Origin of the sequence: Aquimarina algicola (assembly GCF_006443095.1) — a bacterium.
GTDB classification, from domain to species: Bacteria; Bacteroidota; Bacteroidia; order Flavobacteriales; family Flavobacteriaceae; genus Aquimarina; species Aquimarina algicola.
The window spans coordinates 489395-502419 of sequence record NZ_VFWZ01000009.1 but is presented as its reverse complement, the minus strand read 5'-3'; the positions used below and the strand labels follow the sequence as shown (position 1 = coordinate 502419).

Genomic DNA, 13025 nt, shown 5'->3' with positions numbered 1-13025 from the left:
CGTTCATCCTGAGCCAGGATCAAACTCTTCATCGTTGTTTCGTAAAATATTATTCAACTAAACAACAGGAATTATAATCATAACTGCTAATGAAAATTAGTCTTTTGCTTAAATTCTGTATCTCATCTAAAATGTAATAACATCTTAAATTAAAATACGCGCTGTCAATCAATATGTCTATGAACTTTTTCAGTAATCTCCCTAACGATAAATATCGAAGGTAATCACTCTTGTTAATAACCGGGAATCGAACCCAATGAAGCTACAAATTAACCCCTACTCCTGTATATTATTTTATCTTGTAAATGAACGCTTATTCCGCTTTAGCTCTACGCTTGTTCCTTAAAGCGGGTGCAAATATAAAACCCTTTTTTTTACTACCAAAACTTTTTTGAACTTTTTTTCAAAAAAAATATTTCCGAAAACAAATCCTAAAAATACCCGGTAACAAACCTATCAAATCTTATATGAACAACGCAAAACCAAATCCCGTTTTGCGGGTGCAAACATACAACCCTTTTTTAAATCAACAACAAAAAAAATTGTGTTTTTTTGAAAAAAAAATTGAAATATCTGATTTTAAAAAAGATAGAAAACTAAATTAAAAAAATTAATCGACATAAAAATACTTTTTAGTTCTTTTTTAAGTAATCAAATATTTTCATGAGTAAATAGAATACTATATTTTCCTTGCTTGTGACTTTACTTTTCTATAATATAATATTAAAATGCCCCATCCATAAAAATATATCTATTTATTTCTTGAAGAGGTTGCCTCTGTAGAATCTGTCCACTTATTTCTGAGATCATAAAAACTAAAATTCAATGCAGATTTTTGTTCTTCTAGAATATTTGCCTGAAAACTACGTTGTAAAATATCTTCTATCCAATAATCTTCTTCTACATCTATAGGGTTATATTCTTCTTTTAATGAAATTTTAAATAATCGTGCTGTATTATTATACCAAAACGCTCTCCAACCACTTCTATATTCTTTAATTAACTTAAACATAGTTTTTCCGGTCTGACGATGAACTAACTTTACAAGTATTTGTCCTTCTGTACGGGTGAGCTTTTTGAGTTGAGCCGTAAATTCGCCTTCCATGTATTTTTGAAGCATTTTAATATACTTCTTTTTTTCTCTTTTAGAATCTATTTTTTCTAATCGTTCGTTCAATGTTGTCAATCGTTCTGAAGCTAGTTTTGCATATGGATATACTTTTCGAGTTTTACGTCTTAAAATAAGGTATCTACGTCTTGCTAGCTTATCTTTAAAATTTAGTTTTCCTAGAATTATGACTTCATCAAGATCAATAGCATCATGCAAAATAGTGTCTCCTTTTACTATATAGTACTGTACATATCCCGAAGTATCTACTTTAGACGTATCTCTTGGATTTTGTCCTCTTACTTTTGTCTGCCAGAGGGCAATCATCATAAATAATATAGTATGTAATATATATTTAAACATAAGTTTTAAAGTATGACCAAAACTATTCCAAAATTAGTAATTAACACTTTGTAAACTGTAAAATGAATGTGAATATTATTATTTTAGCAATAAACAATTAAAATACAATGGCAAAAAAAAGCATTCTTAATAAAAAATCTTTAACTTTTCTTGAAAACTATTTAAATAATCCTGCTCCTACTGGATATGAATGGGAGGGCCAAAAAATATGGATGGATCATTTAAAACCTTATGTAGATGATTTTATTACTGATACATATGGTACTGCTGTAGGTGTAATCAATCCAAAAGCAAAATATAAAGTTGTTATTGAAGGGCATGCTGATGAGATATCATGGTATGTAAATTATATTACTGACAACGGTTTGATTTATGTAATAAGAAATGGTGGTAGTGATCATCAAATTGCCACGTCTAAACGTGTTAATATTCATACCAAAAAGGGTATTGTAAAAGGTGTTTTTGGTTGGCCTGCTATTCACACTAGAAAATCTGGTAAAGAACAAGCTCCCTCTCTTGAAAATATTTGTATTGATGTAGGATGCTCTACAAAAGAAGAAGTTCTTAAGCTAGGAGTACATGTTGGATGTGTTATCACCTATCCTGACGAGTTCTTTATTCTAAACAAAGATAAATTTGTGTGTAGAGCTCTTGATAACCGAATGGGAGGTTTTATGATTGCGGAAGTAGCTCGCTTGCTTAAAGAGAATAAAAAGAAGTTACCTTTTGGTCTTTATATAACAAATTCTGTTCAAGAAGAAATAGGATTAAGAGGCGCAGAAATGATAACACAGACTATTAAACCAGATGTTGCTATCGTGACTGATGTTTGCCATGATACTACAACACCTATGATCGAAAAGAAAACACAAGGTGAAACAAAAATTGGTGATGGCCCTGTAATTTCTTACGCTCCAGCAGTACAAAACAGATTAAGAGAACTTTTGATTGATACTGCAGAATCAAAAAAAATACCTTTTCAGCGTATGGCATCAAGTAGAATGACAGGAACTGATACAGATGCTTTTGCTTATAGTAATGGAGGGGTGGCTTCTGCACTAATATCTTTGCCACTACGATATATGCATACAACTGTAGAAATGGTACACAAAAATGATGTTGAAAATGTTATCAAACTGATTTATGAAAGTTTGCTTAATATAAAGGCGGGAGATACATTTAGTTATTTCGAAAAATAATATTCAATTCATTTTTTGCACACTCTTAAAAAGACCAGTGTGTGACTTAAATAAATTATTTTCAAAAAGTGAGATTACAAAATCATTTAAGCATTGGTAATCTCGCTTTTTTTAGATTAAAAAATAATCGAAACTCTAAGTATTGTAATCATAAAAAATAGCTATTTTTAATAATAGGTGATTCAAGTACAAACATCGTTAATTGAGCTTATTATGAAAAACACAATAGCTGAAAGAGTTTTTGACTTTTTAAAAAATTATCCTCCTTTTCATTTTTTAACTCAAGAACAACTTTATACTATTTCGCAAAATGTAAAGGTCATTTATCTTGAAGAGCACACATATCTTTTTAAACAGGAAGAACGAATACACGATCATTTTTATATTGTAAAAGACGGTGCTGTTGGTCTTTTCAGGTCACTCAACACCTTAGTTGACAAATGTGACGAAGGTGATATTTTTGGACTTAGAGCGTTAATTCGAAAAGGCAATTATATTCTTGATGCGCAAGCTATAGAAGAAAGTATTGTATACAGCATTTCTTCAAAATTATTAGAAGAAGTAATCCAAACCAATATAGAGGCCAATAAATTTTTACTGGCAACTTTTGCCACAAATACCAGAAATCCTTATTCTAATCAAGAGAAAGGAACTCTCTTTGCTAATGTAAATACGTTACACAGAAACACTTTTGATGAAGTACAATCTGCTAGTTTTTCTAAAAAACCTATTATATGTTCTATCGAAACAAGTATAAAAGATGCTGCTATAATCATGACTAACCAAAGAGTAGGTTCTATTATAGTGACCAACGATGATAAACCTATTGGCATTATTACAGATAAAGATTTACGTACAAAAATTGCGACCGGCAAAGTTTTGATAGAAGCTTGTGTTGCAGATATCATGTCTTCTCCTGTAATTACTTATCCTCAAAATATTTCTGTATCAGAAGCCCAAATTGCCATGTTGCAGCATAAAATCACTCATCTTTGTATTACTGAAGATGGTACTACCGAGTCTAATCTTATTGGGATTTTATCTGAGCATGACCTTGTCGTACTACAAGGAAATAATCCATCGGCATTAATCAAAGAAACCAAAAGAGCCATTACTACAGACAAACTAAGGGATATTAGACACAAAGCCCATCGATATCTTGAAGGGTATTTGAATCAAAACATGCCTATTTTTCATATTACTAAAGTTATTTCTGCGATAAACAGAAGTGTTATGCAAAGAGCTATACAATTGTCTATCGAAGAGATGAGCAAAAAGCCTCCAGTAGCATTTAGTTGGCTTACATTAGGAAGTCAAGGCAGAAGCGAACAATTATTGTTTACAGATCAGGACAATGCCTTATTATTTGATGATGTTTCTGACAACAACTATTCTGAAACCAAAAATTACTTTCTTTTATTATCAGAAAAAATCACAACTAAACTTAAGCAAATTGGTTTTGAATATTGCCCTGCTAAAATGATGGCTAACAATTCCAAATGGTGTTTATCATTAAAAGAATGGAAGGAGCAATTTAATAATTGGATAACTGTACCAAATGAAGACAAGATTTTACTTTCTACAATCTTTTTTGATTATCAGATTATCTATGGTCATCAAGGTTTAACAAACACTCTTTCTGATAGTATTTTTGAATCTATCAAAAGATATGAGATTTTTTTAAATTTCTTAGGTCTAAATGCGATCAAAAACCCTCCCCCTCTTAGTTTTTTCAAACACTTTTTAGTAGAACATAGCGGTATTCATAAAAATCAATTTGATATAAAGGCCAGAGCTATTATGCCTATCGTTGATGCCGCGAGAGTACTTATTCTTTCTCACGCTATAAAAAATCAAAATAATACTATTTTACGTTATCAAAAACTGGCAGAATTAGAACCACAAAACAAAGATTTGTATGAATCTTGTGCTAATGCTTTTAAAATATTATTAAGATTCAGAACCCAACAAGGGTTATCACATGGTAATTCGGGGAGGTTTATTGATTTAAAATCGCTTAGCAAACTAGATCGGCTAAAATTAAAAGGCTGTTTTAAACCTATCAAAGATATCCAAGAACTAATTCAGGTACGTTTCAAGCTTTCTCAAATATTGTAAAATCTATGCTAAATTGGTTAAAACATAAAGATTATCCTGATTTTTGGAATGAATATCATAAAAACTTCAATTCAAAAACAGCGCATACTCTTACTACTACTCGTTTTGTAATTTTCGATACAGAAACTACAGGTCTTAATACTCAAACAGATAGAATACTATCCATCGGAGCTATTGGTTTAACAGGTAATGTTATAGATATTACAGATAGTTTTGAGATGTATATTACTCAAGATACTTTTAATCCTGAAACCGTTAAAATTCATGGTATCTTAAAACAAGGTCATATTACCAAGGTTTCTGAAAAGGAAGCTATACAACTCTTTCTAGAATATATCAAAGATTCAATTCTTGTAGCGCATCATACCAGATTCGATCTCACAATGATTAATAATGCATTAGCAAGACTTCAATTACCAAAATTGAAGAACAAAACATTGGACACAGAGATATTATTCAAAAAAACTAAACTTTGTAATCAACATAATCAGAGGTACTCTTTAGACAAATTATGTAATATTTTTAATATTGCCATGCATGATAGACATACTGCCTCTGGTGATGCATATATCACCTCTCTGATTTTCTTAAAAATTATCGCCTTATTAAAAAAAGAAAGAAAGATCACTCTAAAAGATTTATTTTTTGGTCAAAATAGAAGAGGGTTGTTGTAATAATATTTTTTTAGATCATACATCTAAAAAGTAAAAAACCTCATAAGAACTTACTTACGAGGTTTTCGTCACAACATCCAAACACTTTGATATTACAAAGCGTTGTCCATAATTTCTTGTACAATTTCCGGGTTTAATAACGTACTTGTATCTCCTAAATTACTAGTTTCTTTTGAAGCTATTTTACGTAAAATTCTTCTCATAATTTTACCACTTCTTGTTTTAGGAAGCCCTGGTACAAACTGTATTTTGTCAAGTTTAGCAATAGGTCCAATTCTTTCGGTAATTTGTTGATTTACCTCTTTACTCAGGTTATTGCGATCTCTATATTCTCCTGTTTCTTTTAATATAACATATCCATATAGTGCATTTCCTTTTACATCGTGCGGAAATCCTACAATAGCGGATTCTGCTACAGCAGGATGCTCATTAATAGCATCTTCTATTGGTGCTGTACCAAGATTATGACCAGAAACGATAATTACATCATCTACTCTACCAGTAATTCTATAATAACCAACCTCGTCTCTCAAAGCTCCATCACCAGTAAAATATTTATTTTCGAAGGCTGAAAAATATGTTTCTTTATATCGCTGATGGTTTCCATATATAGTTCTTGCCATCGATGGCCATGGAAATTTGATACATAAACGACCATCTACCTGATTCCCTTTTATTTCCAAACCATTTTCATCCATTAATGCAGGTTGAATCCCAGGCATTGGTAAGGTTGCATATGTAGGTTTGGTTGGTGTAGAAAATGGTATTGGAGATATCATAACACCACCTGTTTCTGTTTGCCACCATGTATCTACAATTGGACACTTTTTCTCTCCAACATGATCATTGTACCAGTGCCAGGCTTCTTCGTTTATTGGTTCTCCTACAGTTCCTAGTATTCGTAAACTTGAAAGATCATATTTGGTTACAAAATCCAAATTTTCTTTTGCTAATGCTCGTATTGCAGTTGGTGCTGTATAGAACTGTGTAATTCTATGCTTTTGAACTGCATCCCAAAAACGTCCATAATCAGGATAGCTTGGTACCCCTTCAAACATTACTGATGTAGCCCCATTAGCAAGAGGGCCATATACTATATAACTATGCCCTGTAATCCACCCAATATCGGCAGAGCACCAGTATACATCATTTTCTTTGTATTGAAATACATTTTTAAATGTATAGGCTGTGTATACCATATATCCTGCTGTAGTATGCAACATTCCTTTGGGCATACCTGTAGAACCTGATGTGTACAATATGAACAAAGGATCTTCTGCATCCATTATTTCTGGTACACAATCTTTGTATGCTTCATCTAATAATGGTTGTAACCAAAGATCTCTACCTTCTTTCATATTAATCTCTGATTTAATGCGCTTTACAACTAATACTTTTTCTATAGTAGAGCACTCCTCTAAAGCTTCGTCTACAATACCTTTTAAATCTATTGTTTTTGATCCTCTATACGAACCATCTGACGTGATTACCATTTTTGCTTCACAATCATTAATTCTCGTTGATAGTGCTGTGGCCGAAAAACCAGCAAATACAACAGAATGTACAGCTCCTATTCTTGCACAAGCTAATAATGAAACTGCCAATTCAGGAATCATAGGTAAATAAATACAGACTCTGTCTCCTTTTTTGATCCCTTGTTCTTTTAATACATTTGCAAATTTACATACGCGCTCATGCAATTGTTTGTACGTGATATGTTGCGCATCTTCATTTGGGTCATTAGGTTCAAAAAGGATTGCAGTTTTATGACCGCGATTGCGCAAATGTCTATCTATACAATTTTCGGTAATATTGAGTTTTGCTCCCTCAAACCATTTAATTTCTGGTTTTGTAAAGTCCCAACTTAAAACATTATCCCATTTTTTTCTCCATATAAAGTGTTCTTCTGCTACTTCTGACCAAAACGTCTCCGGATCTCTTACTGATTTTCTATAAACTTGAAAATATTCTTCTAGATGTTTTATGTGATAATTACTCATTTTTAGTTTAATTTATATTATCGGTATGTTTATTTATATTTTATTTTGTAATAAGCATGATTAAAAAGTATGTTTTATATCTTGGATTAAAGCTCTATACTTTTATACAATCAATTCATTTACTTCTGCAATTACTTTTTTGACTGAAAACGGTTTTACTAAATATTTATCTACTCCCATATGAATTCCTTTTTGTATATCTGCTTCTTTATTTTTGGCTGTTAGGAATACCACTTTTATATTCTTGGTATCTTGATTAGACTTAATATACTCAAGGGTTTGATATCCATCTACATTCGGCATCATAATATCCAACAATACTACGTCGGGAGTTTTGGATTTTAGTATTTCTATCGCTTCACTACCATCTCTGGCTATAAAAACTTCAAAATCCTTTTTTTTGAATGAATATTCTAAAGACATTACGATATTCGGTTCATCATCTACAATAAGTATCTTCTTCTTCAAAATGTTGTTTTTAAATTTTTAGACTTTTATTCAACTTTAATCAGGTATTTCAATAACAAATCGTGCTCCATGATTTACAGTGGTATCAGCCCAGATTCTACCATTATGGCCTTCTATTATTTGTTTGCTTATTGCAAGACCAAATCCACTACCAATAGGTTTTTTTACATTTTGGTTTTTGGACTGATAAAATTTATCAAAGATGTATTTCATATCCTCTGCAGGAATACCTTTTCCATTATCTTCTATACTAATACGTATGTAATCTTGTATCTTCTCAAAAGAGACTTCTACTCTACCCTTTTTTTCTTCTACGAACTTAATAGCATTTGCCAGTACATTAGTTAACACTTGCAGAATCCTATCTTCATCATATCTAGCAGGCAACTCATGAGTAGTTTTCTGAATAATGATTTTGATCTCTTTCTGTTCTGCAATTGTATTTACACCAGATATTGCTTTTTGTATTGTGATCCCAATATCATTAAGTTTTTTATCTAGTATTTCTCTTCCTGATGCTAGTTTTTCTAAGTCTAGTATATTGTGAATCAATTTTGCTAAACGTTCTGAATCTTTTAAAATATTATCCAAAAATTGCATCTTGAGTTCATCCGGCATCTCTTCACTATCAATTAAAACCTCTGATGCTGCTCGTATTGATGTTATTGGAGTCTTTAATTCATGTGCTACAGTATCAAGAAACTCATCCTTTAATTTATCTTGTAATTTTAGTTCTTCATTTGCAGCTTTGAGTTCTTGCGTAAGTTTTGTTAATTCATCAGATTTTTGCTTCAGAAACTTATTTGTTGTAATTGTCTTTTTATTTTCTTCCAAAATTTCTAAAACTTCAATCAATGTTACCGGTTGTTCCTGCACAACACTTGAAATTAAAATTCTAGAAGAAGCACTACCTAGGCTACCAGTAAGCAGTTTTTCTGAAAAATTAATTAACCTAGAATCTGCTTTTTCTGCACTTTTAGGTAAATTATATTTAAGATAAAATAAATTTAATGCCCGTTCTGTACGCTCTTGGCCCAAAAATCGATTTAATACTCTACGAATATCAGAAACATAGGCTTCTCCTTTCCAGACAAAAGCATTTTCTTGTAATGAATTATATTTACTATTCACAAACATTTCTCCATAATTACGCTCTCTATAGTTTCCTTTAAAAGAAAGAGAAACAGACAAATAAGTAAGTACATTAAAAAATATACTCCAAAAAAATGCATGTGTTATCGGATATAAAAAATCTATTCCAAATAAGGCATAAGGTTTTAACATTTCTATTCCCCATGGACCAAATTCTATAAAACTATGATTATTAAAAAAAGTATCAAGAACAAAAGGCAATACTAGTGTATACGTTGTGATTAATGTTCCTATGAGAATACCGGTTTTTGCTGCTATAGAAGAACCTCTATTCCAAAACAATCCTATAAAAAAAGAAGGGGCCAATTGTGCAATAATTACAAAAGACAATTGTCCTATCGAAAATAATGACAATTGAATATTAAAATTAATATAGAAAAAATATGCTCCCAGTATCAAACAAAAGATTGCAATACGACGCATATTTTTAATATAATTGGCATTACGCTCCGGACGACTCTTACTAAATTTATCCAGAAAACCATATGGAATAATCAAATTATTACTCAACATTGTTGATAATGCCAGTGTAGAAACAACCACCATAGAAATAACAGCAGAAAAACCTCCTAAAAATACTAATGTTGCCAATAGAATATCTCCATTTTGTAATGGCAATAATAAAGAGTAGTAATCCGGGTTGGCTGCATCTCCCAACTGTAGTTTTCCTCCCCAGGCAATAAAAATTACAAAAACATTGAATAATAAAAGATACAACGGAAATAACCAAATGGCATTTTTAAGGTGTTTTTGATTTGTATTTTCTATAACTGAAACGTGAAATTGTCTCGGTAACAAAAAAATTGCTAAGAATGATAGAGCAATCATAAAATACCAATTGATTCCTGATTCGAGGCTATTAAATGTTGTTAAGGATTCAAAATTATTTTCTATCGATATTTGATTATAAATATCGGTTGTTCCATCAAACAAAATATAGGTTACATAAATCCCTACTCCTAGAAAGAAAACCAATTTTATTATAGATTCTACTGCTACCGAAAAAACAATTCCTTGCTTACTCTGTGTCGCATCAGTAGTCCTAGTTCCAAAAAAAGCAGCAAATACAGCTAACAGCACTGCTATATAAAAAGTAGAATCTTGAAATATATTCTCTGAAGCGTTTACAACATCATTAGAAATAATTCCAAACGTTTCTGAAACTGCTTTAAGTTGTAATGAAATATAAGGTAATATCCCTAATACACAGATAAGAGTGACTAATGCGCCCAAAAATCGATCATTACCATATCGTAACGATATAAAATCTGCTATACTAGACACTTTGTGTTGTTTTGAAATTCTAATGATTTTTTTTAAAACAATAATCCATAAAGGAAAAGCAATCACAGGTCCTAAATAAGTAGTCAAAAAACTAACTCCCGAAGTGGCTGCAATACCTACACTGCCATAATATGTCCATGCAGAACAATATACTGCCAGTGATAGCGCATAGATATATGGATTATTTACCCATGCTTTTTTTGCTCTTTTTTCTGCCCAAAAGGCTATACCAAACAAAAGCAACAGATATCCTATTATTATGAATATTAAAATATAACTATTCATAGAATCGATTCAAAATAATATAAGAGATCAAAATCGAAATCGCCCAAATCAAGAATATAAAAAAGTATAGTACAGGAAAGCCAAAAAAGCTTTCTACGTGATTAAACATAAATATTAGAGGAATATTAAATAAAAACAATAATGCTATTGAGAGTACTACCAATTTTTGTTGATGACGTTTCTTCATAAAATCAAGTCATTTTTGACATTCATTCTCTAAATTTAATCAATTTTACCTTTATTTTTCTTTATAAAAGCTCACAGGCTTATCAATATATCAAAACCTGTAAACTCTTACTATATTTTAATGATGTGTTGCTTCTCCTGCACCACTTGGAATTCTTATATTTTCTACAATTTCTTGTACATCTTCTGGCGGAGCCGAAGTCATTCGTGATACAATTACTGATACGAATACATTTACAATCATGGCAATTGTACCAAATCCTTCTGGAGAAGTACCAAACCACCACTCTGATTTTGGTCTTGGGTCCATGATACCTATTAATCCTGTTTTATATACAATCATATAAATGAGCATCAATGTAATTCCTACTATCATTCCGGCGACTGCTCCTTGTCGATTCATTCGCTTGTCAAAAATCCCTAATACAATCGCTGGGAAGAATGATGCTGCAGCAAGCCCAAAGGCAAGTGCTACAACTGCGGCAACAAATCCTGGCGGATAAATCCCGAACAGACCTGCAACGATAATCGCAAATACAATACTGATTCGTGCGGCCAGAAGTTCTCCTTTTTCAGAAATATTTGGTTTGATCTGTTTTTTAATTAAATCATGAGAGATTGATGTTGAGATCACTAGCAATAATCCTGCGGCAGTAGATAAAGCTGCAGCTAGACCCCCTGCTGCAACAAGTGCTACGACCCAATCTGGTAAATTAGCAATCTCAGGATTTGCCAATACCATAATATCTCGGTCTACATATAATTCATTTTCTGCATCATTAGCATTAGATACAAGACGTTCTCCATATTGACCTCTTTCATTTCCTTTATACTTAGGTTTTCCGTCTAATGCATTACCTGCTACATATTGAATTTTGCCATCATTATTTTTATCTGCCCATGCTATAAGTCCTGTATTTTCCCAATTTTTAAACCATTCAGGAAGTTTTTCGTATTCATTATTACTAACAGTTTCGATCAAATTAGTTCTTGCAAATACTGCAATTGCAGGTGCTGTTGTATATAAGATAGCTATAAATAATAATGCTAATCCTGCAGATTTTCTAGCGTCTTTTACTTTTGATACGGTAAAGAAACGTACAATTACATGAGGCAACCCTGCTGTACCTGCCATTAATGCCAATGTTATAGCAAAAACATCCCATGTACCTTTAGACCCATCTGTATATTCATTAAACCCTAACTGTGTATGCAAAGCATCTAGCTTTTCTAATAAATAAGTACCATCTTCTACAGTTCCTCCCATACCTATTTGCGGGATAATATTTCCTGTCATTTGCATAGAAATAAAGAATGCCGGAACCATAAACGCAAAAATCAATACACAATACTGAGCCACTTGCGTATAGGTAATTCCTTTCATTCCTCCTAAGAAAGCAAACACCAATACTACTGCCATCCCTATAACTACACCAAGATTAATATCTACTTGTAAAAACTGAGAGAATACAATCCCTACGCCTCGCATTTGTCCAGCAACATAGGTAAATGAAACAATTAATGCACAAATTACAGCTACAGTTCTTGCTGTATTAGAATAATATCGATCTCCTATAAAATCAGGAACTGTAAATTTTCCGAATTTTCTAAGGTATGGTGCTAAGAGAAGTGCTAATAATACATATCCTCCGGTCCATCCCATCAAAAATACAGAGCCATCATATCCCATAAAGGAAATTAATCCTGCCATCGATATAAATGAAGCAGCACTCATCCAGTCGGCTGCTGTAGCCATACCATTTGCTAATGGAGAAACCCCTCCTCCTGCAACATAAAATTCTTTTGTGGATCCTGCTCTTGCCCAAATTGCAATTCCAAAGTAGATGACAAAAGTAATCCCTACTAAAATCCATGTCCAAACTTGAACGCCCATAATTTTTATTTTTTTGAATTTGTATTAAGATTACTCATCGTAACCATATTTTTTGTCTAGTTTATTCATTAATCGCACATATACGAATATGAGGATTACAAACACATATATTGATCCTTGTTGTGCAAACCAAAATCCAAGTTTGAATCCACCAAGTCTTATCGTGTTTAGTGCATCTTTGAAAATAATACCTGCCCCATAAGAAACTATAAACCATATCGTTAATAGTATTACCAGATATTTTAAATTTTCTTTCCAATATGCTACTGATTTCTGCTTATCTGTCATAATTGT

At 31.9% G+C, this 13025-nt stretch carries 9 protein-coding genes; 3 read left to right on the top strand and 6 right to left on the bottom strand.

Annotation, left to right across the window (positions count from 1 at the left end; genetic code table 11):
* Nucleotides 1–751: 751 nt before the first annotated feature.
* A complete protein-coding gene (locus tag FHK87_RS23880; protein WP_226294404.1) occupies nt 752–1471 on the bottom strand; it encodes a DUF4294 domain-containing protein in 720 nt (239 codons plus the stop codon).
* 107 nt (nt 1472–1578) lie between these two features.
* Here FHK87_RS23880 and FHK87_RS23875 point away from each other — a divergent pair, with 107 nt between their 5' ends.
* The 3 genes from FHK87_RS23875 (at nt 1579) to FHK87_RS23865 (ending at nt 5462) form a co-directional block, all read left to right on the top strand.
* Nucleotides 1579–2670, top strand: a complete 1092-nt coding sequence (locus tag FHK87_RS23875) for a M42 family metallopeptidase (RefSeq protein ID WP_140597394.1) — start codon at nt 1579–1581, stop codon at nt 2668–2670.
* Between the two features lie 213 nt (nt 2671–2883).
* Nucleotides 2884–4788 carry a DUF294 nucleotidyltransferase-like domain-containing protein gene (locus tag FHK87_RS23870; protein ID WP_140597393.1) on the top strand — a complete coding sequence of 635 codons (1905 nt, stop codon included), beginning with the start codon at nt 2884–2886 and terminating at the stop codon, nt 4786–4788.
* Nucleotides 4789–4793: 5 nt separating this feature from the next.
* Nucleotides 4794–5462, top strand: a complete 669-nt coding sequence (locus FHK87_RS23865) for a 3'-5' exonuclease (protein ID WP_140597392.1) — start codon at nt 4794–4796, stop codon at nt 5460–5462.
* 92 nt (nt 5463–5554) lie between these two features.
* On the opposite strand, the gene acs is transcribed toward FHK87_RS23865, so the two are convergent.
* From acs to FHK87_RS23835, 5 genes are all read right to left on the bottom strand, one after another.
* A complete protein-coding gene (gene acs / locus FHK87_RS23860) occupies nt 5555–7462 on the bottom strand; it encodes an acetate--CoA ligase (RefSeq protein ID WP_140597391.1) in 1908 nt (635 codons plus the stop codon).
* 102 nt (nt 7463–7564) lie between these two features.
* Nucleotides 7565–7930, bottom strand: a complete 366-nt coding sequence (locus FHK87_RS23855; RefSeq protein WP_140597390.1) for a response regulator transcription factor — start codon at nt 7928–7930, stop codon at nt 7565–7567.
* A 36-nt stretch (nt 7931–7966) separates the two neighbouring features.
* Complete coding sequence (locus tag FHK87_RS23850; RefSeq protein ID WP_140597389.1) at nt 7967–10651, bottom strand: sensor histidine kinase; 2685 nt, start codon at nt 10649–10651, stop codon at nt 7967–7969.
* 304 nt (nt 10652–10955) lie between these two features.
* Nucleotides 10956–12731 (bottom strand): sodium:solute symporter family protein, encoded by a 1776-nt coding sequence (locus FHK87_RS23840; RefSeq protein WP_140597387.1) that lies wholly within the window; start codon nt 12729–12731, stop codon nt 10956–10958.
* A gap of 30 nt (nt 12732–12761) precedes the next feature.
* Nucleotides 12762–13019, bottom strand: a complete 258-nt coding sequence (locus FHK87_RS23835) for a DUF4212 domain-containing protein (protein ID WP_140597386.1) — start codon at nt 13017–13019, stop codon at nt 12762–12764.
* Between the last annotated feature and the right edge of the window lie 6 nt (nt 13020–13025).

What these genes read in the sequence shown, in the direction of transcription:
- FHK87_RS23880 (WP_226294404.1), bottom strand. Translation starts at nt 1,471, where the DNA reads ATGTTTAAATATATATTACATACTATATTATTTATGATGATTGCCCTC.
- FHK87_RS23875 (WP_140597394.1), top strand. Translation starts at nt 1,579, where the DNA reads ATGGCAAAAAAAAGCATTCTTAATAAAAAATCTTTAACTTTTCTTGAA.
- FHK87_RS23870 (WP_140597393.1), top strand. Translation starts at nt 2,884, where the DNA reads ATGAAAAACACAATAGCTGAAAGAGTTTTTGACTTTTTAAAAAATTAT.
- FHK87_RS23865 (WP_140597392.1), top strand. Translation starts at nt 4,794, where the DNA reads ATGCTAAATTGGTTAAAACATAAAGATTATCCTGATTTTTGGAATGAA.
- acs (WP_140597391.1), bottom strand. Translation starts at nt 7,462, where the DNA reads ATGAGTAATTATCACATAAAACATCTAGAAGAATATTTTCAAGTTTAT.
- FHK87_RS23850 (WP_140597389.1), bottom strand. Translation starts at nt 10,651, where the DNA reads ATGAATAGTTATATTTTAATATTCATAATAATAGGATATCTGTTGCTT.
- FHK87_RS23840 (WP_140597387.1), bottom strand. Translation starts at nt 12,731, where the DNA reads ATGGGCGTTCAAGTTTGGACATGGATTTTAGTAGGGATTACTTTTGTC.
- FHK87_RS23835 (WP_140597386.1), bottom strand. Translation starts at nt 13,019, where the DNA reads ATGACAGATAAGCAGAAATCAGTAGCATATTGGAAAGAAAATTTAAAA.